The 25,130-nt window shown below is 38.3% G+C and carries 21 protein-coding genes and 1 pseudogene; 18 read left to right on the forward strand and 4 right to left on the reverse strand.

The annotated features are described in order from the left end of the window. Nucleotides 1–48 precede the first annotated feature (48 nt). The 4 genes from MSG93_RS16405 to MSG93_RS16420 all read right to left on the reverse strand — a co-directional run bounded on the left by MSG93_RS16405 (nucleotide 49) and on the right by MSG93_RS16420 (nucleotide 4,670). A complete protein-coding gene (locus MSG93_RS16405; protein WP_324622522.1) occupies nucleotides 49–756 on the reverse strand; it encodes an FKBP-type peptidyl-prolyl cis-trans isomerase in 708 nt (235 codons plus the stop codon). Between the two features lie 177 nt (nucleotides 757–933). Next, a complete protein-coding gene (locus tag MSG93_RS16410) occupies nucleotides 934–3,117 on the reverse strand; it encodes a polysaccharide biosynthesis tyrosine autokinase (protein WP_324622523.1) in 2,184 nt (727 codons plus the stop codon). Between the two features lie 18 nt (nucleotides 3,118–3,135). After that, on the reverse strand, nucleotides 3,136–3,564 hold the full coding sequence (locus tag MSG93_RS16415; protein WP_324622524.1) for a low molecular weight protein-tyrosine-phosphatase: 429 nt from the start codon (nucleotides 3,562–3,564) through the stop codon (nucleotides 3,136–3,138). Between the two features lie 5 nt (nucleotides 3,565–3,569). Beyond that, entirely contained in the window at nucleotides 3,570–4,670 is a 1,101-nt protein-coding gene (locus tag MSG93_RS16420; protein ID WP_324622525.1) for a polysaccharide biosynthesis/export family protein, read from the reverse strand. A 645-nt stretch (nucleotides 4,671–5,315) separates the two neighbouring features. Here MSG93_RS16420 and wecB point away from each other — a divergent pair. The 18 genes and pseudogenes from wecB (at nucleotide 5,316) to MSG93_RS16510 (ending at nucleotide 25,128) form a co-directional block, all read left to right on the forward strand. After that, nucleotides 5,316–6,443, forward strand: coding sequence for a non-hydrolyzing UDP-N-acetylglucosamine 2-epimerase (gene wecB / locus MSG93_RS16425; protein ID WP_324622526.1), 1,128 nt, complete (start codon nucleotides 5,316–5,318; stop codon nucleotides 6,441–6,443). Between the two features lie 219 nt (nucleotides 6,444–6,662). Continuing rightward, complete coding sequence (tviB, locus tag MSG93_RS16430) at nucleotides 6,663–7,958, forward strand: Vi polysaccharide biosynthesis UDP-N-acetylglucosamine C-6 dehydrogenase TviB (RefSeq protein WP_324622527.1); 1,296 nt, start codon at nucleotides 6,663–6,665, stop codon at nucleotides 7,956–7,958. A gap of 26 nt (nucleotides 7,959–7,984) precedes the next feature. Continuing rightward, a complete protein-coding gene (locus MSG93_RS16435) occupies nucleotides 7,985–8,935 on the forward strand; it encodes a Gfo/Idh/MocA family protein (protein WP_005228287.1) in 951 nt (316 codons plus the stop codon). Next, nucleotides 8,932–9,510 (forward strand): UDP-2-acetamido-3-amino-2,3-dideoxy-D-glucuronate N-acetyltransferase, encoded by a 579-nt coding sequence (gene wbpD, locus MSG93_RS16440; protein ID WP_324622528.1) that lies wholly within the window; start codon nucleotides 8,932–8,934, stop codon nucleotides 9,508–9,510. Before MSG93_RS16435 ends, wbpD begins: the two co-directional genes overlap by 4 nt. Before the next feature lies 1 nt (nucleotide 9,511). After that, the gene (locus tag MSG93_RS16445) at nucleotides 9,512–10,588 is read left to right on the forward strand and encodes a DegT/DnrJ/EryC1/StrS family aminotransferase (RefSeq protein WP_324622529.1); all 1,077 of its coding nucleotides are present in this window, start codon (nucleotides 9,512–9,514) and stop codon (nucleotides 10,586–10,588) included. A 6-nt stretch (nucleotides 10,589–10,594) separates the two neighbouring features. Next, nucleotides 10,595–11,854 (forward strand): lipopolysaccharide biosynthesis protein, encoded by a 1,260-nt coding sequence (locus tag MSG93_RS16450; RefSeq protein ID WP_324622530.1) that lies wholly within the window; start codon nucleotides 10,595–10,597, stop codon nucleotides 11,852–11,854. Further along, complete coding sequence (locus MSG93_RS16455) at nucleotides 11,851–13,041, forward strand: hypothetical protein (RefSeq protein ID WP_324622531.1); 1,191 nt, start codon at nucleotides 11,851–11,853, stop codon at nucleotides 13,039–13,041. Before MSG93_RS16450 ends, MSG93_RS16455 begins: the two co-directional genes overlap by 4 nt. A gap of 305 nt (nucleotides 13,042–13,346) precedes the next feature. Continuing rightward, nucleotides 13,347–13,502: pseudogene (locus tag MSG93_RS19290) on the forward strand (DapH/DapD/GlmU-related protein); the annotation flags it as partial. Nucleotides 13,503–13,518: 16 nt separating this feature from the next. Further along, nucleotides 13,519–14,850, forward strand: coding sequence for a polysaccharide deacetylase family protein (locus MSG93_RS16465; protein ID WP_324622533.1), 1,332 nt, complete (start codon nucleotides 13,519–13,521; stop codon nucleotides 14,848–14,850). Between the two features lie 185 nt (nucleotides 14,851–15,035). Next, on the forward strand, nucleotides 15,036–16,139 hold the full coding sequence (locus tag MSG93_RS16470) for a hypothetical protein (RefSeq protein ID WP_324622534.1): 1,104 nt from the start codon (nucleotides 15,036–15,038) through the stop codon (nucleotides 16,137–16,139). Continuing rightward, entirely contained in the window at nucleotides 16,129–17,238 is a 1,110-nt protein-coding gene (locus MSG93_RS16475; protein ID WP_324622636.1) for a glycosyltransferase family 4 protein, read from the forward strand. The genes MSG93_RS16470 and MSG93_RS16475 overlap by 11 nt, the downstream gene beginning before the upstream one ends. A gap of 1 nt (nucleotide 17,239) precedes the next feature. Continuing rightward, on the forward strand, nucleotides 17,240–18,472 hold the full coding sequence (locus MSG93_RS16480; protein WP_324622535.1) for a glycosyltransferase family 4 protein: 1,233 nt from the start codon (nucleotides 17,240–17,242) through the stop codon (nucleotides 18,470–18,472). Nucleotides 18,473–18,482: 10 nt separating this feature from the next. Further along, nucleotides 18,483–19,088 carry a sugar transferase gene (locus tag MSG93_RS16485; RefSeq protein WP_324622536.1) on the forward strand — a complete coding sequence of 202 codons (606 nt, stop codon included), beginning with the start codon at nucleotides 18,483–18,485 and terminating at the stop codon, nucleotides 19,086–19,088. Beyond that, nucleotides 19,085–19,744 (forward strand): acetyltransferase, encoded by a 660-nt coding sequence (locus MSG93_RS16490; protein ID WP_324622537.1) that lies wholly within the window; start codon nucleotides 19,085–19,087, stop codon nucleotides 19,742–19,744. The genes MSG93_RS16485 and MSG93_RS16490 overlap by 4 nt, the downstream gene beginning before the upstream one ends. 26 nt (nucleotides 19,745–19,770) lie before the next feature. Beyond that, nucleotides 19,771–20,940 carry a DegT/DnrJ/EryC1/StrS aminotransferase family protein gene (locus MSG93_RS16495; protein WP_324622538.1) on the forward strand — a complete coding sequence of 390 codons (1,170 nt, stop codon included), beginning with the start codon at nucleotides 19,771–19,773 and terminating at the stop codon, nucleotides 20,938–20,940. A gap of 145 nt (nucleotides 20,941–21,085) precedes the next feature. Then, nucleotides 21,086–22,960 carry a nucleoside-diphosphate sugar epimerase/dehydratase gene (locus tag MSG93_RS16500; RefSeq protein WP_324622539.1) on the forward strand — a complete coding sequence of 625 codons (1,875 nt, stop codon included), beginning with the start codon at nucleotides 21,086–21,088 and terminating at the stop codon, nucleotides 22,958–22,960. Between the two features lie 12 nt (nucleotides 22,961–22,972). Next, nucleotides 22,973–23,848 carry a UTP--glucose-1-phosphate uridylyltransferase GalU gene (gene galU, locus MSG93_RS16505; protein WP_324622540.1) on the forward strand — a complete coding sequence of 292 codons (876 nt, stop codon included), beginning with the start codon at nucleotides 22,973–22,975 and terminating at the stop codon, nucleotides 23,846–23,848. Between the two features lie 20 nt (nucleotides 23,849–23,868). Continuing rightward, the gene (locus tag MSG93_RS16510) at nucleotides 23,869–25,128 is read left to right on the forward strand and encodes a nucleotide sugar dehydrogenase (RefSeq protein ID WP_324622541.1); all 1,260 of its coding nucleotides are present in this window, start codon (nucleotides 23,869–23,871) and stop codon (nucleotides 25,126–25,128) included. Nucleotides 25,129–25,130: the final 2 nt, after the last annotated feature.

The raw sequence follows: 25,130 nt of genomic DNA on the forward strand, positions 1-25,130 counted from the left end.
TCTATCTTCCAAAAAAATAAAGGAGGGCACCAGCCCTCCTTAAATCATTTATTTTACAGCGATTAATTCTACATCAAATACCAATGGGCTATTTGGTGGAATTGAGCCAGGAACACCTTGCTCACCGTAACCGAGGTTGGCAGGAATATAAAGCGTTGCCTTACCGCCTTCTTTCATCAACTGTAGACCTTCAGTCCAACCAGGAATAACTTGGTTCAATGGGAATTCAATTGGCTCGCCACGGTCATAAGAGCTATCAAATACTTTACCGTCTGGAAGCTGACCTTTGTAGTGAACTTTCACGGTAGAGCTTGCAGTCGGTTGCTTGCCTGTACCTTCTTTGGTGATTTTATATTGCAGGCCAGAAGCGGTGGTTTTCACGCCTTCTTTCTTGGCATTTTCTGCCAGGAAGCTGCTATTGGTTGCTTCAACTTTTTTGCTTTCATCTATTTGCTTTTGTTGCAGCTGCTTCTGGAATTCTACATAGGCTGCCTGTAACTCTTCTTCTGTATATGCAGCAGGTTTTTGTGCATGGGCATCACGGAAACCTGTAATAAATGCACTGGTTTCTAATTCTGGTGGTGTTTGCTTAGCCACTTCGTAGCCGAGTGCATAACTGATTTTTGCGACAGGTGCTGCATTTTTATCAGCTTTTGCCCCAAGTTCAGTCGCTGGGTGTTGAGTTGCATAATAGACAGGAACGAGTGCTGCACCGCCTAATACGGCTGCGACAACGAAAGGTAAAGCTTTACTCATGAGATGTCCCAAAGTGAGATTGGAATAAAAAATATGGCAATGATCTTAGCATGTCTAAGCTGAGGCATTGAATAATTAAGCGCAAAAATGCGTGGGTTTTTTATAAGATTTATGTGTTTAAGCATAAAAAAACCAGATCACGGGATCTGGTTTGTTAACAATCAATTTAAAGTTTGCTTAGTCATCTTTATTGGCTTTATAAGCATAAGAATAGTTATAACCATAACCGTAACCGGCACTAGAACGTTGAATGTCATTCAGGATGAAGCCATTCACTTTCACATTGGCTTGTTCAAAACGATTCAAACTTAGTTCAAGCTCTTTCATTTGTGATTTGGCATAACGTGCAACCAGTAAATTCACACCCGCATATTGCGAAATAATAATACCATCGGTTACTGCCAGGATTGGTGGCGTATCAATAATGATATGGTCGTATTGCTGGCTCAACTGCTCCATCAAAGCTTTAAATTTTTCTGAACTCAACATTTCAGACGGATTCGCCGGATTTTTACCCCGTGCAATCACGCTGAGTCCAGCTACATCGGTTTGATGAATCACCTGGCTCAAGTCAGCCAAATTACTTAAATATTCAGATAAACCTGGTTTAACTTCAAGATTAAAGTATTTATGCATATAGCCACGACGCATATCGGCATCAATCAGCAATACCTTTTTATTACTTTGAGCAAAAATGGTAGCCAAGTTGGTTGAGATAAAAGATTTTCCGACTTCTGGTGATGGTCCTGCAATCATGATGATATTGTTCTTGGCATTAGCCAACGCAAAGTGAATTGCTGTTCGAATACTGCGTAAACTTTCTACCGCAATATCATCATTATGTTTAACAGCCAGAATTGGAATGGATTTCTTTTTCTTCAAGATACTCATACGGGTTTCTTGAACAGGTGAACGCGGTACGGTGGCATATACAGGTAAATCGAACTCGTTCTCAATTTGTCCAGAATCTTTTACACCAGTACGTAGCATATTACGCATTAATGCAATCAGTGTTCCTAAGAAACCGCCGAGGAAGATCGAAAGTATCAGAATTTGCAGTTTTTTCGGTTTGATTGGTTGAACAGGCTCAACTGCGGTATCCACGATCCTTACATTACCAATCTCACCTGCTTTAGCGATACGTAGTTGTTGATACGAGTTGAGTAGTGCGGTATAAAGCTGGGTTTTGACCTCAACTTCACGATACAGTTGTAGGTACTGACGTTGAACGTCAGGTAGCTGTTTCAAAGTACTATTTAGTCCAGCAATTTGCTTATCTAAGGCCGTAATTTGTGCATTGATTTCACGCATTGCCGGATGTTGAGCCGTATATTTGGCTGCCAAATCAGCCTGTTGTTGTTGCAACTCAATCTTTTTGGTTTCAAGCGTGATACTTTGGGTCAGATATAGTTCAGATTCTTTGGTCACATCGACTGTATTATATTCTTGACGAAATTTATTGAATACACGTTCCGCATCATCCAGTTGCTTTTTCAGATCTGGCAACTGTTCATCTAGAAATTTTAAGGTTTGCGCAGTTTCAGCTGAACGGCGTTCGACATTTTGTGCGCTATAAGCGGCTAAAATTGCATTCAAGACCTTAGTGATGTGTTCTTTGTCTTGACCTTGATAATTTAGTCCTAAAATTCCAGTCAATTTTCCTTTTTCTGCTACAGAATAATTAGCATTAATAGCTTGTACTGCAGCAGGTAATGATTTCTTTTGTATTAAATAGTGCGTATCAAACTTATCGGTTGTAAATATAGCAATTTTCCAAACGCCAAAGCTGGTACTGAGTTGATTGAGTTGATTCAGTGGAGCCGTTAAAAGTACTTCATCTGTTGCTGGATTAGTTAAACTAAAATTATTATTTTTGAAACTTAAGCTAAGTTTTTTATCCAGATAGTAGGCTGGTATTTCAAATGTTTGAATATCAAATGTTTTTTCCTCATCGTGGAAAGTGACTGCTTTAGGGCCATATTCAGTCGCATAGTCGGCTTTATTGAATAGACGATGAGAGAAAGTATCTTCTGGGCTGGAAATATTCAGATCTAGATGAAGCGCCTGAATTACTGAGCCAAGTACCAGACGCGATTTTAAAATTTCGATTTCAGATTGGGCCGGTGATTTTTGCTCCATCATTTGTGATAGGTCACCTAGGAGAGCCGCAGATGCCCCCTTACTATCTTCCACCTGAACCAAGGCATCGACTGAGTAAGTATCAGGTGTTGCACGAAGGTAAAGCAAAGCAAGCACCAAGCTTAGAATAATACACAAGGCAATGAGCTTCCATTGTGCAATTAAAGCAAAGAAAAGCTCTTTCAGGTCAATTGTATCTTCAGTATTGGTAGTTTGGCTCATAATCTTAATCTAAAAAAGTTAAATATAATTTTTCCAGTCAGTCACACACTGTTGAATTAACTGGCAGGTATTATCAAAAAAAGCTTGGTCGTGTTGGTAGGGGTCAGGTACATTTTTATTTTGCCAATGTCCTAGTCGAAAAATTTTCCCTTTTGCAAATGGCCACATTTGTTCAATATGTTTTTGCTGATTGTGACTCATTACTAAAATCAGGTCTGCTTGCTTTAGGAGTTCTGCATTGAGTTTTTTGGCAACATGTGGACTCATATCTATATCTAATCGCTGCATACATAATTGAGCTTTGTCATCGGCCGGATGCCCAATCATTCCAGAAATACCTGCAGATTCAATCTGCAGGTTAGGATGTTGCTGTTTAAGCATATATTCAGCCATGGGACTACGACAGATATTACCTACACAAACGACCAAAACACTTTTAATCTCCATTGTAATTATTGCCCCAAACGATCTATATTATATAAGGCATTTGAGAAGGGAATAACCTGATTGACAATTCGTTGCCAGCGTGTCAGACCAGTGGCATCGACATAGACAATATCATTGCTACGTAGTCTAAATTGATTCGCAAGACCAAAATCACCCAGACTTAATAAATTCAGATGATAAAGTTCGGTATGGCGATCCTGAGGATTAGTTCTAAGAACATAAATACGGCTGGCACTTGCTGAAAGCGGGTTGATGCCTAAGCTCTCACCTAAAGCATCACTTAAAGTCATACCCTGATCACGCATTGGTAGGGCTTGGTTTTTACCAGACTCACCCATGACATAAATTTTTTGGTTTTCGCGATTACCTACATAAATTGTATCATTCGGTTGAACCAGTAGTTTATGCAGCGAATAGCCAGCCTTTTCCAGTGCGATGGTATTCAGATCATAAGTCTGACCATTACGAATCAGTTGAATAAAGGTATTGTCACCTTTATCGGTGACACCCCCTGCCATACCTAAAGCAGTATAAACACTGATTGGCTGATCATTTAAATAGAATTGCCCGCCTTTGATCACACTACCTTGTACGGAATAACGTTGTCCTTGATAAGACAATACTCGCACAATCACATCGGGATTTTTTAAATAATGAGAAAACTGGCTACGTAGGTCAGTATTGAGTTGTGTTAGGGTTTTTCCAGAGGCCTTATAGCGTCCTACTAAGGGAATTTGTACATAGCCATTTACATCGATTGGATAACCATTGGCTTGTACTGCTTGTTCATTAGAAATATTACTATTCGGCGGTGTGATTTCTGGATAAGCCCAAAGTTGAATCGAGAGTATATCACCGGGACTGAGGCGATAGATTTGCTGTTGTTGTTTAAATAATAGAGAATAATTATTCCGATAGTCGATTTGAGCAGTTTGAATTGCCGGTAAATTGTTCTGAGTGATTTTTATAACATTGACGTTAGTTCCTTGATCTGTCGTGTAAACACCTTCAGTTGGAATATCATAGGTTTGTAAGCCAGATGTGACAGCACAAGCTGTTGCACTCAGACTAATCGCAAGAATGGAAAAAAGTTGATAATGTTTCACACTCGACCCTTGAATAGTTATATCTGTTGTTACACAACAACATATCTTTGGACTTGGAATTGGGGTCATTCTAGCTGAAAAATATCAAAAAAGCACCGAAGAATCATTTCGGTTTGTATGTTTAGTTTATCTGAAACAACATGAAAATAGCGTTGCGGCATATGATACTTGCAAGGCTAGGAATAACCTTATAAAAAGCTTTTGAGTCCTGTTAGAGGGTTTAAATCAGGTTTGCTTAAGTCTTTGCTGTAATAACGTATTTCAGCTTTGTTTAAAGCCATAAAATGGGCAGTCTGCTTCTTAAAGAAACCTTTTAAAAAGGATAAAGTTAATTGAAATCATTCCTACTCTATTCAGTAAAAATAGTGTCATTCGAGTGTATGAGAAAAGTTAAAGCCTTTTGCTTTAAAACACAGCAGTGATAGAAGTTGATGAGCAACAAGTAAGATATTCTCGTTAGGAAAACAGGATTTTAGCGACGAGCTGTAATTGTTATTTTGTCGAATCCTTTCAATCAATGTCTAGTTGTTCCTACCCAAATACTGGGCGATAGGAGCAAGAAAGCGTGTATTAACAAAATACCTGAGAGGAATAAGCAACTTTTAAAGCATACATAATAAGTCATATATAAAAAGGGTGAATTTGATGAAGAAAGTTTTATTGGTATTCGGCACACGGCCAGAAGCGATCAAGATGGCGCCTTTGGCTTTAAAGTTACAACACTATTCGCAAGATTTTGAGACCAGAGTCTGTGTAACCGGACAACATCGGCAGATGCTGGATCAGGTGTTGGAACTATTTAGTTTAAAACCTGATTTTGACTTAAATTTAATGAAGCCAGGACAAACGCTCTCTGATGTGACCTCCGGAGTGCTTAAAGGTCTGGAGCAGGTGTTTGAACAATGGCTGCCAGATGTGATTTTAGTACATGGTGATACTGCGACTACATTTGCCGCATCCTTAGCTGCGTATTACCATAAAATCAAAGTAGGGCATGTTGAGGCTGGGCTACGTACAGGTGATTTATATTCGCCTTGGCCGGAAGAAGCTAATCGACAATTAACCGGGGTATTGGCAAATTATCATTTTGCACCAACACAATCCTCTTATGACAACCTGATTAAAGAAAATGTGAATCCAGCGACTATTGTTGTGACCGGTAATACCGTGATTGATGCGCTATTGCAAGTCAAACAAAAGGTTGAGCAAGATCAAACACTGATCGAACAATTTCAACGGCAGTTCTCATTTCTCGAGAAAGATAAGAAACTGATTCTGGTGACGGGTCATCGTCGTGAGAACTTTGGTCAGGGTTTTTTAAATATTTGTCAGGCCTTAGCGAATCTGGCAAAAAAATATCCGGATATCCAGATTGTGTATCCGGTGCATTTAAATCCCAATGTACAGCAACCAGTGAACGCGCTTTTGGCCGATATTGACAATGTTTATCTGATTGCGCCTCAAGATTACTTACCATTCGTCTACTTAATGAATCGTAGTTACCTGATTCTGACTGACTCTGGTGGAATTCAGGAAGAAGCGCCTTCGCTGGGTAAACCCGTTCTGGTGATGCGAGATACCACCGAAAGGCCTGAAGCTGTACAGGCTGGTACAGTGCGTTTAGTGGGAACAGAGATCACCGCGATTGAACAGTCGGTAGTAGAATTAATTGAAAACCCTGATATTTATGCTGAAATGGCTGCAGCGCATAATCCGTATGGCGATGGTACAGCCTGTCAGCAGGTTATTCAGTTTTTGCTCCAAGTCTTATAATGAAGATGCCGGTATATGACTCAGCTTTATAAATTTTCTTGATTTCATTTATAAAGCGATAAGAATGATTGATAAGTTTCAGTAAACACAATCATACAATTGAAATGAGGGAGTCTAAAAAAATTTGTTATAGTACGCACGACGTTTAATGTGAAGCATTAGGCCTGAAAAAATCATTTGATACTGATGTAAACTTTATAAAGGAATAGGCTGATTGTGATGCAACTTGCCGAATTGAAAATAGCAATTATTGGTTTAGGGTATGTAGGTTTGCCATTGGCAGTTGAGTTTGGCAAAAAAACTCCTGTGGTCGGATTCGATATCCACCAAAAACGTATAGATGAACTTAAAAGTGGTCAAGACCATACTTTGGAAGTTTCACCAGAAGAATTAAGTCAAGCAAAAAACTTAAGTTATAGCGCAAATTTAGAAGACTTAAAAAGCTGTAACTTTTTTATTGTGACTGTACCGACTCCGGTTGACGAGGTGAATCGTCCAGACTTGACTCCTTTACGAAAAGCGAGCGAAACCTTAGGTAAGGTGATTAAAAAAGGCGATATCGTTGTTTACGAATCCACGGTTTATCCGGGCGCTACCGAAGAAGTCTGTATTCCTGTGCTCGAAAAAATTTCAGGCCTGAAGTTTAATCAGGATTTCTTTGCTGGCTATAGTCCAGAACGGATCAATCCGGGCGATAAGGTGAATACCTTAACCAAGATTAAAAAAATCACCAGCGGTAGTACGCCCGAAGTTGCAGATAAAGTAGATGCGGTTTATGCCAGCATTATTACTGCGGGTACCCATAAAGCATCAAGTATTAAAGTTGCAGAAGCAGCCAAGGTCATCGAAAACACACAGCGTGACTTAAACATTGCCTTGGTAAATGAGCTTTCGGTGATTTTCGATCGTTTGGGTATTGATACCATAGATGTGCTTGAAGCTGCTGGCAGTAAGTGGAACTTCTTGCCATTCCGTCCAGGTCTGGTAGGAGGCCATTGTATTGGTGTCGATCCATACTATTTAACCCATAAAGCGGAAGAAGTAGGCTACCATCCACAGGTCATTCTGGCCGGTCGTCGTATTAATGACAATATGGCACGCTATGTCGCGCGTAATACCATCAAGCGTATGCTACAAAATGGTATTGATGTGCCTCGTGCAAAAGTAGGCGTACTCGGCGTTACCTTTAAAGAAAACTGCCCGGATATCCGTAACAGTAAAGTCGCGGACTTGATTAGAGAATTCGAAGCCTGGGGTGCTCAAGTGGTCGTTGCGGACCCGTGGGCAGATGCTGACGAAGTCAAGCATGAGTATGGAGTTGAATTAGGTCAGGTCAATGCAGAACATCCGGTCGATGCACTGGTTGTTGCGGTGGGACATAATGAATTCCGTAACTTGTCTGCAGCCGAGCTAAAAAGCTATGTGCGCAGTAATCAACCTGTTCTTGCCGATGTCAAAGGTTTATTTGACCGTATCAGCATGACTGAACAGGGCTTTACAGTCTTCCGTCTATAATTTAAAAATTGAAAAGAAGTGAAACGATGAAAAAATTTGCTCTTATCGGTGCGGCTGGATATATCGCACCTCGCCACCTGAAAGCAATCAAAGAAACAGGCAATACTTTGGCTGTAGCCATGGATGTAAATGACTCTGTCGGAATTATGGACAGTCACTTCCCGGAAGCAGAATTCTTTACTGAATTTGAAGAATTTGAAGCCTATGTAGAAGACCAAAAATTAAAAGGTGAAAAGCTGGATTATGTTGCGATCTGTTCACCTAACTACCTACATGCCCCTCACATGAAATATGCGTTGAAAAACGGTATTGAAGTAATTTGTGAAAAACCATTGGTACTGAATTCAGAAGATTTAAATATGCTTTCTGAATATGAAAAGCAATATGGTGCCAAGGTAAACTCAATTTTACAGTTACGTTTACATCCGTCTATTATTGCCCTGCGCGATAAAGTTCAAGCTGCACCGGCAGATAAAGTATTTGATGTTGACCTGACTTATCTCACTTCTCGTGGTAAATGGTATTTAAAATCCTGGAAAGGGGTAGACAACAAATCGGGTGGGGTTGCGACCAATATCGGCGTGCATTTCTATGACATGCTGCATTTTATTTTTGGCAAGATTGTTAAAAATGAAGTGCATTTCCGCGATGAAAAAACGGCTTCAGGTTATCTGGAATACGAACGGGCGCGTGTACGTTGGTTCCTGTCGATTGATGCCAATAACCTTCCGGACAATGCAGTACAAGGTGAAAAACTGACTTATCGCAGTATTACCATTGAAAATGAAGAACTTGAGTTTTCAGGCGGCTTTACCGATCTTCATACCCAAAGCTACCAGCGTGTATTGGAAGGTAAAGGTTACGGGGTTGAAGAAAACCGTGCAGCAATTGAGACTGTTGAAGTGATCCGTGTTTCTCCAATTGTTGAAAATCCGGAAAATCCTCATCCATTATTGGCAAAGGTGAAAAAAGCATGAGCTTTTATCAACATGAAACGGCCATAGTGGATGATGGCGCACAAATTGGTGAAGATTCACGGGTCTGGCACTTTGTGCATGTCTGTGGCGGCGCCAAAATCGGTAAAGGCGTGTCTCTGGGTCAGAACGTATTTGTGGGTAACCGCGTCATTATTGGTGACCATTGTAAAGTCCAGAACAATGTATCGGTTTACGATAATGTCGTTCTGGAAGAAGGCGTATTCTGTGGGCCGAGCATGGTCTTTACTAATGTGTATAACCCGCGTTCGCTGATAGAGCGTAAAGATCAATATCGTGACACGCTGGTGAAAAAGGGTGCCACATTAGGCGCGAACTGTACCATTGTCTGTGGTGTGACAATCGGCGCATATGCTTTTGTTGGGGCGGGTGCAGTCGTGAATAAAGATGTCCCTGCTTATGCACTGATGGTGGGTGTACCTGCAAAACAAATTGGCTGGATGAGTGAGTTTGGTGAGCAGCTGGATCTTCCTTTGCAAGGACAGGCACAAGTGACCTGTTCGCATACAGGCGCAGTTTACCAACTTGATGGAACGACACTGACAAAGCAAGGTTAATATGATTGACTTTATTGATTTAAAAGCACAGCAACATCGAATTAAAGATAAAATTGATGCCGGTATTCAAAATGTATTGACGCATGGTCAATACATTTTAGGTCCAGAAGTAACTGAGCTGGAAGAAAAGTTGGCTGCCTATGTCGGTGCGAAATACTGTATTACCTGCGCCAATGGAACCGATGCCTTGCAAATTGCACAAATGGCATTTGGTATTGGTCCAGGTGATGAGGTAATCACACCAGGGTTCACTTATATTGCGACCGCGGAAACAGTGGCTTTATTAGGTGCGAAGCCAGTCTACGTGGATGTTAACCCTAAAACTTATAATCTGGATGCTGAAAAACTGGAAGCAGCGATTACTCCTCGCACAAAAGCCATTATTCCGGTGAGCCTATATGGTCAGTGTGCTGACTTTGATGCAATCAACGCGATTGCTGCAAAGTACGGTATTCCGGTAATTGAAGATGCGGCACAAAGCTTTGGTGCAACTTACAAAGGTCGTAAAAGCTGTAATTTAAGTACAGTTGCCTGTACCAGCTTTTTCCCAAGTAAGCCATTAGGCTGTTATGGCGATGGCGGGGCTATTTTTACCAGCGATGATGAGTTGGCTAAAGTAATTCGTCAGATTGCACGTCATGGGCAAGATAAGCGTTACCATCATATCCGTGTCGGCGTGAATAGTCGCTTAGATACCATTCAGGCTGCGATTTTGTTACCAAAACTAGAAATTTTGGATGATGAAATGCAGGCACGTCAAAAAGTAGCTGAAGTTTATAACCAGTTATTTAATCAGGCGGGTATCCAGACAACGCCATATATTGAGCCACATAACACCAGTGCATGGGCACAATATACGATTCAGGTTGATAATCGTGCAGATGTTCAGGAAAAACTAAAAGTTCAAGGGATTCCAACGGCTGTACATTATCCGATTCCTTTGAATAAACAACCTGCAGTGGCCGATACAAGCGTAAGTTTGCCCGTCGGTGATGAAATTGCGGAAAGAGTTATGAGCTTGCCAATGCATCCTTACTTAGTGAAAGATGATATTGTAAAAATCATTGAAAAGTTTTAAATATTTATGTTTAAAGTTAAGAGTTCATTTGCTCGCAATATATTAATATTGTTGACAGGAAGTAGTATCGCCCAAGCTATACCTATTGCAATCACACCTGTTTTAACGAGGCTATACACACCAAATGATTTTGGTGTGTTAGCTATATTTGTAGCTTTGACAACTATCTTAGGATCTATTGTAAGTGGAAGATATGAGCTAGCAATTATTTTACCTGAAGATGATAGTGAGGCTTTAAATATTGCAGCAGTTGGATTTTTAATTACAACTATCATTTCTATAATTTCTTTATTTGTTGTCTTAATATTTAATGATCAAATTGTATTGCTTCTTGGAAATGTAGATATTAAGTATTGGCTATATTTGGTACCTTTTTCAATTTTTTTTATAGGTTGTTTTAATGTATTAAATTATTTTAATACTAGAATGAAGCTTTATAAAAATATAGCTGTCGCTAATGTGAATAAATCTCTCGTACTTAGTAGCATTCAAGTAGGTGTTGGTTTTTTACACAAAGGTGCTACAGGGCTAATAGTAGGACAATTCCTCTCGTTAGTTATGAGTAACTATAAGTTATTGAGATCAATATTACAGAAGCATAATGTTGTTGAAACCATAAATGTAAATGAAATGAAGAAGGTTGCTGTGAAATATCAGGATTTTCCAAAATATTCAACTGGGGCAATTCTGGCAAATACATTGTCATATCAGTTATTGGGTATTCTGATATCAAGTTTTTATTCTCTAGCAACATTAGGGTTTTATTCTCTTGTTCAAAGAGTAATGGGCATGCCTTCGAGTTTAATAGGCACTGCAGTTAGTCAAGTATACTTTAACCAAGCTAATACGCAAAAAAATGAATTAGGGCATTGTAATAATATATTCAAAAGTGTTGTTAAAAAATTATCTTTACTTAGTTTTTTAATTTTTATTCCAGCATACTTTTTTATAAAACCTGTTTTTATTTTTATTTTTGGTGATAAATGGGGGGTTGCAGGAGAATATGCACAAATTCTTATTCCTTTTTTTGCAGTTCGTTTCGTAGTAGCAGTAGTTACAATTACTAATAGTATTTTTGAAAAACAGAAAATATCTTTAATCTGGCAAATTTTTCTTTTAATTATCTCAATGTTATCCATTCTAAGTGCTAAGTATTTTGCTTGGGATTTTACTCTTTTTCTAAAAGTATGGGTTTTTTTGATGGTTATTAACTATTTGATTTTATTGTATATATTAAATAACGTGTCTAAAGGAGAGAGTGTGTGATCGTTAATAATCAGAAAAAATCTTGTGCTTTAATTCTTGGTGGATATATTAATGCATATTCAATTCTCCGAGAGCTCAAAGAGGAGGGAGTGAATGATATTTGGGTATTTGATTATGGTACTTCTATAACTCGATTTAGTAATATGATATCTGGTGTAACTACTATTGAAAAAACTTGTGATAGTTTAAAAAAAGCATTATTACAGTTAAAAGAAAAATTTGATTATATTGTTTGTTATCCTACGGACGATATACAATTGGAGTTATTGCTAGCATTAAGTAATGAAATTAGTGATTTTTGTTTTTTACCATTTAATACAGAAAACCTTAAAGCAAGTTTAAATAAGACTATACAATATCAATTCTGTGAAAAATTAGGAGTGCCTTACCCTAAAACTGAGGAAATTCGTAGTGAAAATGATTTTATTCATATAAAAAATCTGGTTTTCCCAATTATTATAAAACCAAATACACGTAAAGATATAACTACAAATGTATTTCGTAGTCTTTATATAGAAAATTATAGTGATTTTGAAAGAAATAAACAGAAAATTATAGGCTTTATAAGTAAAGGAATTGACTTCTTGGTTTCTGAGGTTGTACCAGGAGATGATACCTTAATCTATGCTTATACAGGTTATCGATCTAAGAATGGCAAAATACTGAATGAATGGGTAGGGAAAAAACTAACTCAATTTCCTGATGCTTTTGGGGTTTTCTCAAGTGCAAGTAATGAAGCTCCAGATGTGATTATTGAGCAGGGACGTAAGCTTTTAAATGGTTTGAATTTATATGGTATTGCTGAGCCAGAATTTAAATATGACCGAAGAGATGGAAAATATAAGCTTATGGAAATTAACTTACGCTCAATGATGTGGCATAGAGTGGGTAATTTATCTAATGTAAAACTACAATATACACAATGGAATGATGCAAATGGCTTACCTGTTAAAAAATATGAGCAACAAAGAACAGAAATTATACATTTCGTTTATATGAAACATGAGCTATTAAACTTAATTTCTCGTTGGGGTTACTTAAAACTCTTTATAAAGAATGTTTTTCCCAACAATAGACGTTTTTTTGCTGTTTTCAATACTAAAGATCTAAAACCTTTTTTTATCGATTTACTAAAATATCCTAGAGGAATTGCTGCAACATGGCGAAGAGTTTTAAGCAGAAAGTAGTACTGTTTGTTAAAAGAATTCTCCTAAGAAGAAAAGGGATTATTATCTATCATAGTACTGTTTTTTCTAATATACGTTTTAGGGGTACAGCAAAAATAGAGCCTTATTGTCGTATATCTGGCACACCATTAGTTACTGTCGGTAACAACTTTTATATGAATGCCGGGTGTCATTTATTGGGAGAGATTACGATTGGCAATGATGTAATGATAGGCCCTAAAACAGTTGTTTGGGGAAGAGATCATGGAATGGAAAATAATGGCATTCCAATGAAAAAACAACCACATGCTTATTCGCCAATTACTATCGAAGATGATGTATGGATTGCAGCTAATGTTACAATTCTAAAAGGTGTCAATATTGGAAAAGGAGCTGTAATAGGAGCTGGCGCAGTTGTAGTAAAAGATGTTCCTCCTTACGCAATCGTAGTAGGTAATCCAGCAAAAGTAATTAGATATAGATAAGGGTCTATTTAAAATGTCACTTTTTACTGAGCAAAAAATTATTTGGCTTGAAGCTTTACTAGATGAGCGCTTTGGTATTCCTTTAAAATTAGATTTTAATGGAAATCAGCTTATTTTAAGCTTTCAGAATGAAAGTGGTAAAATTATATTCCATAATTTGAACTCTGATTTTCATCAATTAGGAGCTTCAAGTTTAAATTGTAAGCGTTGGAGCCCAGAATCAGAGGGTTTTGTAAATATTTTAAAATGCGATTTATATGCGCCAGGTTTATGTGTGCAAAATATTTTTAAATTCCATGATGATGTTGTTTATTGTGGATATGATATATTAGGATTAGTTTTTTGGAGCTTAAATAGACTTGAAGAAATTAATAATCCTGCTGTTGATGAGCATAAAAGATTTACATATAATCAGTCTCATGCTTGTAAATATGATTATATAGAATATCCAATTGTTGATCAATGGTTGGATGTCCTTAAACAAACTATCAATAAGATTAATAAAAAAATTTTTTTAAAAAACAAAGTATATAAACCATATATTACTCATGATATAGATAGACCCGCACGTTATTACTTTTCAAATAATAAAAATTTTTTAAGATCAGTTTTTATAGATTTTATAAGAGAAAGGAAAATATCAAATTTTATTAATAGTTTTTCAAAGTTCTTTAGTAAAAAAATACCTATTTCCGACCCATATAATACTTTCGATTGGTTGATGGATATTTCTGATAAATATGGGTTGAAGAGTAATTTTTACTTCATATGTGGAGGAAATAGTAAATATGATGGAAATTACAATATCGCATCTATAGAAATGAGAGATATTGTTAATAATATACTTAATAGAAATCATTTTGTTGGTCTTCATCCAAGTTATTCTTGTTATTTGGATAGTAGTCAAATATTTAAAGAGGTGACTGAACTAAAAAAAGTATTACCTTGTAACTTAAAATACATTGGTGGACGAATGCACTATTTAAGATTTAAATATCCTGAGACTTTGAATAACTTGGTTGAGGCTGGTATAGATTATGATAGTACTCTTGGATATGCTGAGCAAATTGGTTTTAGATGTGGCACAAGCCATAGCTATTATCCTTTCGATCCATTGAAAAATGAAACTATTGGTATTAGAGTTTTTCCTTTAATAGTAATGGATGGGACTCTAACAACTTATATGAATATGCGTCTTGCCGATGAGTCTACCTTTTATAAAGTAAAAACACTTATTGAAAGATGTAGAGAAACTGAAGGTAACTTTGTTTTACTTTGGCATAACTCAGAGTTAAAAAATGAAGTACAAAAGAATTTTTATGAAAAAGTAGTGTCTGCCTTATGAAAATAAATTTTATAAGCATAATTGAAAGTAAGATTTTCTTTCTAGTTATTTCAATCTTTTATAAATTTTGTTTAGATTGGTCATACTTTAAATTTGTCAGTCCTTTATTTAGCTATGCCGGCTTTGAGCTGAACTTTACCGTATTTAATTATATTACCTCGTATGTTCTAACAATTATTTTGATAATGTTCACGCCAAATCTGCTTAAGCAAGTTTCTGACTATGTTTTAGTGATATTCGCATTTTGTATTTTAATTCCTTTGTTTACCTTGTATGGATTTAATTCTAACTATAGTTTTTATCCGATATTAGTAAATTTTTTAGTTTACTTTGTTTTATATTTAGGTTTGAAAATACGATTATCAGATAAAAAAGTTGTTTATCCATATATAGCTAATGGTGAAATAATTTTCAAAACATTTTGTTTGTTTATGATTTTTTATTTAGTTGCTTGGTATTTTGTTTCAGGAGCTGTTTCTAATTTTAACTTGGATGTGTCAAAAGTTTATGAGTTTAGGGATGAAAATGCAGAATTAACAAACTTAGGAGTATTGTCTTATTTTAACTCTTGGGTGCTGAAAGTTTTTAGTTTAGCATTAATTGCTTATTCATTAATGAAGAAAAAGTATTTTTTGTTTATTTTTTTATTGGTTTTGCAAGTTTTCTTTTATGGTGTTTCAGCTCATAAGTCTGTTTTGTTCTCTCCCTTATTAGTTTTCGGGATATATTTTTATTTAAGTAAAACTCGTTCTTTAGCAACGGTTCCGCTTCTATTTTCTAGTTTAATTGTGATGTGTATGGGTTTATACATCTATAATGAGAATGCGACTTTAGCCTCTATGCTAGTACGTCGGATATTTTTTGTTCCTAATTATTTAACATTTGTTTATTTCGATTTTTTTTCTAATAATCCTTTTGCGTATTGGACGAATACTTTCTCTTTTATAGGCCCTGCTGTATATCCGAATGGTATTCCTTCAACAGTAGGTAGTTATTTAGGTAGTGATGAGTTAAGGGCTAATAATGGCTTTGTTAGTAGTGGATTTGCTCAAGCAGGTGTTATAGGAGTAGCCATTTATACTTTTTTATTTTTATTTATATTAAAAGTAATTAATCAAATTTCCCAGGAAGTTGGTTATCTTTGGTTTACCTTATGTATTGTAATAACACCATTGAGAACAGTTTTAATATCCTCTGACTTATTAACTGTTTTGTTAACTCATGGATTGATATTTGCTATAATTTTATTAATTTTATTAAGAAAGTCGAGTGTTAAAAATGATTTATAAAGTTGCACATTTAACATCAGCTCATCCACGTTTTGATACTCGTATTTTTGTAAAACAATGTTGCTCTTTAGCTCATGTCTATGATACTTATCTAATCGTGGCTGATGGAAATGGAAATGAAGTTAAAGATAAAGTTAATATTTTAGATGTTGGTAAATTTAATGGACGTAAGAATCGTATTCTTAATGCTCCTAAAGCTGTATTTGAACAAGCACTTGCTTTAGATGCAGAGATATATCATTTACATGATCCTGAACTTATACCTATAGGTTTAAAATTAAAAAAATATGGGAAAAAAGTTTTATTTGATGCACATGAGGATCTTCCTAATCAAATTATGTCGAAACATTATTTGAATGCTGTTTCTAAAAAAATTATTGCTTTTTTTGTTAAAACTTATGAAAAATATGCGTGTGCAAAATTGGATGGAGTTGTGGCCGCAACTCCTTTTATCCGAGATAAATTTTTTAAAATTAATAAAAATACACTTGATATTAATAATTATCCGAAATTAGAGGAGTTTAGCTCTATTTCTATAGATACATCAAAAGAAAATCAAGTTTGCTATATTGGTGGTTTGGCTGATGTGCGTGGAATTGTAGAAATGGTTCATGCAATTAATTTAGCAGATAGTAATACGAATTTGTTTCTTGCAGGAGATTTTGCAGATAAAAAGTTAGAACAATTCGTAAGTGAAATGGAAGGTTGGAAAAAGGTTAATTTTTTAGGTTATGTAGGACGAGATGAAATAAGAAAAACCTTAGCTTCATCAGTAGCGGGCTTAGTCGTTTTACATCCAACACGTAGCTATTTAGATTCATTACCCGTAAAAATGTTTGAATATATGTGTGCAGGGATACCCGTAATTGCATCAGATTTTCCTTTATGGCGTTCTATTATAGATAACGCACGATGTGGGATCTGTGTTGATCCTTTAAAACCCGAAGCAATTGCTCAAGCTATAGATTATTATGTTAATCATCCTGATGAGGCTAGATTGATGGGACAGCAGGGGCGTACAGCAGTTTTGGAGAGATATAATTGGAACATTGAAGAAAATAAACTATTGAATTTCTATTCAAGTATTCTGGATATTTGAAATGATGAAAAATAAAAAAGTATTCTGGTTTATTAATCAATATAGCTCAACGCCAGAAACAGCAATGGGTGGTCGACATTATTATCTGGCCCAGGAGCTAGCAAAGAAAGGCCACAAAGTTTATGTGATTGCTGGTCGATATAGTCATCTGTTACGTAATCCAAAGCAGTTTGACGAGCAGTATTTTATTGAGGAAATTATTCCTAATTTCTCATTTGTATGGGTCAATTTACCTGAATATCAGGAAGCGCATAGCAAACAACGTGTACTAAACTGGTTTAAGTTCTCTTGGCTTTTACGTAATATTTCAAACGTAATTACAGCCAAGCCAGATGTAATTTTATATTCATCTCCTTCTCTTATTGGTTATCTGGGTGCTAAGTATCTCGCAAATAAATTTAGGGTTCCTTTTATTTTTGAAGTAAGAGATATTTGGCCTTTAACTTTAATGGAATTAGGTGGACATTCATCAAAACATCCATTTATAAAGTTCATGCAATGGGTTGAGGATCGAGCTTATAAAAAAGCTGATTATGTATTTTCAAATTTATATAATGCTGTTGAACATATGCAAACCCGAGGTCTAGATAGTAGTAAGTTTCATTGGATACCAAATGGTGTATCTTTAGAAGAGGTTTCTCAAAAGCAACCTTTAAATGCGGAGACACTCAGTCAGTTACCTCAAAATAAATTTATTATTGGATATACAGGAACTATTGGGGTTGCTAATGCTATAGATGACCTTATTGAAGCAGCAAAGATCCTTTCCAGTAATCCGCAGTTACATTTTGTTCTTGTTGGTTCAGGAAAGGAAAAAGAAAACTTAATAAAAAAAGTTCAATCTTTGAAATTACAGAACATTACGTTTATAGATGCAATTCCAAAGAAACAAATTCAGTCCATGCTTGAGCAGTTTGATATTTGTTATATTGGTTGGCAGAAAAATTCTCTTTATCGATTTGGAATAGCACCGAATAAACTACCTGAATATTTATATGCAGGTAAACCCATTATCCATGCCTTTTCTGGTAAGGGGGATATTGTTCAGCAAGCTCAAGCTGGGATCACCATTGAGGCCGAAGATCCTGAAGCAATCGTAGGAGCTGTACAACAATTATATAATTTAACTGCTGAACAGCGCCAACAGTTAGGTTCAAATGGTAAACAGTTTGTATTACAACATTTAGAGTACGCTATGATTGCAGAAAAACTTGAAAATATTGTCTTTAAATAATGGATAACTCATGAAACGACTACTGGATATCATTATTGCTTCAATTGCATTAGTTCTGCTTTCACCTTTATATGCCTATGTAGCCTATAAAGTAAAAAAGAATTTGGGTTCACCCGTCTTGTTTCGTCAGGTTCGTCCAGGCTTGCATGGTAAGCCCTTTGAAATGATCAAGTTTCGTACCATGAAAGATGCAATTGACGAGCGAGGCAATCCATTACCGGATAGTGAGCGTTTAACCCCTTTTGGCAAGATGTTACGTTCAAGCAGTCTAGATGAAATGCCTGAACTCTGGAATGTGATCAAAGGTGATATGAGTATTGTAGGCCCGCGACCATTACTGATGGAATACCTGCCGCTGTACAATAAAGAGCAGGCCAAACGCCATGAGGTCCGTCCCGGTATGACTGGACATGCTCAGGTCAATGGCCGGAATGCGATTAGCTGGGAACAGAAGTTTAAACTGGATACCTGGTATGTGGAAAACCGTTCGCTATGGTTAGATTTTAAGATCATGCTGCAGACGGTGAAGAAGGTCATAGCCAAAGATGATATCAATGAAGCCGGTGAAGCGACGATGACAAAGTTTACAGGTACCCCAGCGGAAGAAAAGGAATGAGCCAATCGATCTATGCGATCTATGGCGCGTCAGGCTGTGGTCGCAGTTTAATGCCTGTGGCACGACAACAGTTACAGCGCTTGAATAGTACAGCTGAAATTTATTTTATTGATGATAGTTTACAAGAAGAAAAAATTATTAATGGCCATAAGGCTATCAATTATCAGGTCTTTAAAAATTTAAATGCTGACAATAAATATGTATTGATCGCAATTGCGAATAGTCAGATTCGTGAAAAAATCGCCAATCAGCTTTTAATGGATGCCATTCACTTATGGACTGTGCAAGCGGATAATACGGTCATGATGGACAATATTGAGATAGGTGAAGGTGCTGCATTAAGCCCTTTTGTTTCAATTACATCAAACATAAAAATCGGCAAATGCTTTCATGCTAATTTATACAGTTATGTTGAACATGACTGTGTGATCGGCGACTACGTTACTTTTGCACCAGGTGTCAAATGTAATGGCAATATTCATATTGAAGATCATGCCTATATCGGATCAGGAGCCGTGATTAAACAGGGCACCCCCGATAAGCCGTTAGTGATTGGTAAAGGCGCTGTCATAGGTATGGGCGCGGTGGTGACCAAAAGCGTGCCTGCTGGCGTAACCGTGGTCGGTAATCCAGCAAGAATTTTAGAAAGAAAGTAAGACATATTTTTTATTAGGAAATCATAATGTTAAATACTGCATTTGAACCATGGCCAAGTTTTACCCAACAAGAAGCAGACGCAGTTAAAAATGTATTACTTTCCAATAAAGTAAATTACTGGACCGGGCAAGAATGCCGGGAATTCGAAAAAGAGTTTGCAACATTTGCCGGTACTCAATATGCAGTGGCTTTAACCAATGGTACCGTTGCGCTGGATGTCGCTTTAAAAGCCTTAGGCATTGGATCGGGCGATGATGTGATTGTCACTTCACGGACCTTCCTAGCTTCAGCCAGCTCGATTGTGACAGCGGGCGCCAATCCTGTTTTTGCCGATGTAGAACTGGATTCACAGAATATTTCACGTCGTACTATTGAAGCTGTACTTACACCAAATACCAAAGCGATTATTTGTGTGCATCTGGCGGGCTGGATGTGTGATATGGACCCGATCATGCAGCTTGCTGAAGAAAAGGGGCTGTATGTCATTGAAGACTGTGCCCAAGCGCATGGTGCCAAATACAAAGGCAAACCGGCTGGTTCGATTGGGCATATTGCAGCCTGGTCATTCTGTCAGGACAAAATTATGACCACCGGTGGTGAAGGCGGTATGGTCACCACCAATGATGAAACGCTATGGAAGAAAATGTGGTCTTATAAAGATCATGGCAAAAGTTATGATAGCGTTTATAACAAGCAACATCCGCCAGGTTTCCGATGGTTGCATGATTCATTTGGTACAAACTGGCGTATGATGGAAATGCAGGCCGTGATTGGTCGTATCCAGTTAACGCGTATGGCAGAGTGGACACAACAACGCACTGAAAATGCAGAGAAAATTTTAAAGGCATTTGAAGGTTCTTCTTATTTTACTGTTCACTTGCCTTCGGATGACTATGTACATGCCCACTATAAATGTTATGTCCAAGTCAATTTAGCTGCATTGCCTGAAGGTTGGTCACGTGACCGCATCATGCAGGAAATTAATGCGCAAAATGTGCCTTGTTTCAGTGGTTCATGTTCGGAAGTCTATCTGGAACATGCCTTTGATGGCACACCATGGCGCCCTGAACAGCGCTTACAAAATGCCCAGCAACTGGGTGAGACCAGTTTGATGTTCTTGGTCCATCCAACACTGAGTACAGAGAGTATCGATAAAACTATTAGCGCAATTCAGCATGTAATAGGCGCGATTTGATAGCTCAAGAACTAAGGGAAAGAGTGTGATAAGGTTTCAAACTCTGGCCCTTATGATTGTGTAATCAATATGTAAAAGGCATTTCTAGTTCTGTCAGAAATGCGTATAAAGATCAAACTGTAAAATGGATCATTAGAAGATCACTGTGAAAAAGATTATTCATCAATTTGCCTCTGCGCCAAGATTATATAAACAATTTTTCCTGATTTTTCTGGATGCATTAGCTTTTCCCGTAATTTTATGGTTGTGCTATGTCATCCGTTTATTTGATTTAGGCGCGGACATTATCCCAGGTATTGATCACGGGATTATTCTGGTTAGCCTGATTACGGTCATAAGTTTGGCGCTCACCGGCGTTTATCATTTTATTGTACGGACATTTAACGAAGTCTTTATCGTTAAGCTGGCGATTGCGGTTGCCTTAACCATGGCCACCTTGTACATCCTAAATGTGATTACGCCAGCCTATATCCCGATGTCGATTCCATTCATGTATGGCTTCATGATGTTTGCCTGGGTATGGCTCAGCCGTGCAGTGATTCGCTTTATGATTAAGGCATCTTATTATTCCGAAATCGGGCGGAAACGCATTGCGATTTATGGCGCCGGTGATGCAGGTCAGCAAATTGCTGCGGCATTGCACCGTTCAGATGACCATTTACCGGTATTCTTTATTGATGACTATGCTTCTTTGCAAGGACAGACAGTTGGTGGTTTAAAGGTCTATTCGGTTGAAAAAGCCTTACAACGGTTTAAGAAAGACCGTATCGATGAAATTTTACTGGCGTTGCCTTCAGTGGGGCGGGTGCGCAAAACAGAAATTATTCATCAGTTTGAAAGCGCACGTTTAAAAATTACCGAACTCCCTGGGTTGACCCGTCTGGTCGATGGCGAAATCCAGGTTTCAGATATCCAGGAAGTGGATATTATCGATTTATTAGGGCGTGATCCGGTGCCACCGATTTCACATCTGATTGCCAAAAATATCCAGAATAAGGTGGTCATGGTGACAGGCGCGGGTGGTTCAATTGGTTCTGAGCTATGCCGTCAAATTATTAAAAATAAACCTAAGATGTTAGTGCTGTATGAGCTAACAGAATTTGCGTTATATGATATTGATAAAGAGTTAAGACAGACAGCTACCTGTGAAATTGTTCCAATTTTGGGAACGGTACAGGACCAGCAAAAACTTGAACGGATTATTGAACAATACCATATCCAGACGGTTTATCATGCTGCGGCCTATAAGCATGTTCCTTTGGTTGAATGTAACCCGATTGCGGGATTGAAGAACAATAGCATTGGTACCGCAAACAGTTTAAATGCTGCCGTGAAAAAAGGCGTGGAAACTTTTGTGCTGATCTCAACCGATAAAGCGGTACGTCCGACCAATGTGATGGGGGCCTCAAAGCGTATGGCTGAGCTGTATTGTCAGGCCGTGGCTGAAACCAAACCTGCTACCCAAATCAGTATTGTTCGTTTTGGTAATGTATTGGGCTCTTCCGGTTCGGTTGTTCCACTGTTTAAGCAACAGATCGCCAAAGGTGGTCCGATTACGGTGACTGATCCTGAGGTGACCCGTTACTTCATGACCATTCCAGAAGCATCACAGCTCGTCATTCAGGCAGGTGCCTTGGGTTCTGGCGGGGATGTATTCCTGCTGGATATGGGTGAACCGGTCAGAATTCAGGATCTGGCGCGCCAAATGATCAAGCTCAGCGGTTTAAAAGTGAGAGAAAATGGTTCACTGGATGGTGATATTGAAATTGCCTATAGTGGCCTACGTCCAGGCGAGAAACTGTATGAAGAACTGCTGATTGATCAGGACAATACCGAATATACTGAACATACCCGTATCCTACGTTCCTTTGAGAAACATTTTGCATTGGACGAAATTCAGGAAGTCTTTGGTAAAATCAGTCAGATGACAGCAATCGATCATGATGTTGACTGGGCCTTAACCCAGCTTGAACATTATGTAGATGGCTATAAGCGCAGCGGCGAAGTTAGAGTGAATTAATCTGAGAAAGTAATGATCAAAAAAGCAATTTTACCTGTTGCAGGTCTGGGGACACGTTTTCTACCTGCAAGTAAATCGATTCCAAAGGAAATGGTGACCGTTGTTGATCGTCCTGCAATTGAATATGTGGTACGTGAAGCAGTTGAAGCGGGAATTGAACAAATTATTCTGGTCACCCATTCTTCAAAAGCATCAATTGAAAATTATTTTGATCGTAATTTTGAGCTGGAAACGACGTTAGAGCAAAAAAAGAAATTCGACTTGCTCAAAGAAATCACTGACATTCTGCCAAAACATGTCAGCGTGGTGAGTGTGCGTCAGCCACAGCCTTTGGGCCTTGGTCATGCGGTACTTTGTGCAAAAGATATTGTCGGCGATGAAGACTTTGCGGTGCTTTTGCCTGATGTGTTAGTAAAAAATGCAACCTCTGAAAATGATCTGTCCTTGATGATTCAACGCTTTGAAGCATCTCAAGCTGCACAAATCATGGTGGAGGCTGTGCCCGATCATCTGGTTGATCAGTATGGGATTGTGGATGTTGCGATTTCACCGAATGAAGGTGAGAGTATTGTGATGCAGGGCATTGTAGAAAAACCGGCAGTCGGTACGGCACCTTCGAATTTATCGGTGGTTGGGCGTTATATTCTGCCTGCCGAGATCATGGAACTGCTAGAAAATACCCCACGCGGTGCTGGCAATGAAATTCAGTTGACGGACGCGATTGCCACTTTACAGCAGGCACAAACCGTTGAGGCGTATCGCATGAAAGGTCAGACCTTCGACTGTGGTAGCAAGTTGGGTTATCTAAAAGCTGTGTTACATTATGGGATTGAGCATCCAAAACTGGGCGCAGAGTTTAAGGGCCTGATTAAGGAATTGGCCCTGTAATCATTGAGGGCAAGCATGTTATGAAAGTTGCAATCTTTGGCAATACCTTATATGCAGGCGTGATGTCTGCATTATTGTCTGAAACGGGGCATCTGGTGTATTGGTGCTCACAGCTCGATACCAAAGCGGATGATCAGCAATATTCCTTTCATGATGAAAATGTCAGTCATTTACTCGAAAAACAGCTGACTACGGGTTTTCTGCGCTATAGCGATTTAGCCAGTATTCCGCTAGATATCGATGCCTATCTGTTCAGTTTTAACCAGACGCAGGAGCAGCAGGTTTTTCAACTGTTGCACTCGCTGAAACAACGTCCGATCATTCATCCAAAACTGATGATCAATGCCTCAACCTTTGGTTTACGCGGAACTGAAAAGTTCCAGCAGATCTTGTCGGATGATGACTGGGTCTATTTGCCGGATACCATGCAGGAAGGTAATGCCTTACAGAGCTTGACTCAGGCGAAACAGCTGATAGTCGGCTGTACGCGCAGTGCAGTGCAGGTCAAGGTCAAAGAGTTGCTCAGACCCTTTTTTCCCTTAGAACAGCAATATCTATTTATGCCGATACTGGATGCCGAGTTTACCAAACTGAGTATTTCCGGCATGTTGGCGACCCGTATTAGTTATATTAATGATCTGGCCGTGGTGGCTGAAAAACTCGGAATTGATATTGCCTCGGTACGGCAGGGCATGTCTGCAGACAGTCGTATCGGCTCGGCGTATCTGGCACCTGGTGCCGGTTTTGGCGGGGAAAACTTCTCGCATGACATTTTGACCCTTGCCAATACCGTTGCCAATACCGGGGTGAAAAGCCAGTTGCTTGCCCAGGTCTGGGAGATCAATGAGCAACAAAAAGAGATCCTGTTCCGTAAGTTGTGGAATTACTACCACGGCGCTTTACAAGCAAAATCTGTTGCAATTTGGGGTGCTTCTTTTAAGGAGAATACCTCCAGCATTCAACATTCTCCAATCCATCAGATGCTTGCCGCCTTGTGGGCGCAGGGTGTCACCGTTCATCTGCATGATCCGCAGGCGCTGGATGAAATCGAGCTGATGTACGGACAGCGCAGTGATCTGGTGTTGCATCATGATCAATATGAAGCTGTACACAACGTACATGGGTTATGTGTTTTAACGGCTTGGAAACAATACTGGAGTCCGGATTTCAAACAGTTAAATCAATTGATGCAACATCCCTTAATTTTAGACGGTCGCAATATTTATGACCCGCACTATGTAAAAGCACAAGGTTTTGCCTATATGGGAGTGGGGCGTTAAAG

Source organism: Acinetobacter sp. IK40 (assembly GCF_035615075.1).
Classification (GTDB): domain Bacteria; phylum Pseudomonadota; class Gammaproteobacteria; order Pseudomonadales; family Moraxellaceae; genus Acinetobacter; species Acinetobacter courvalinii.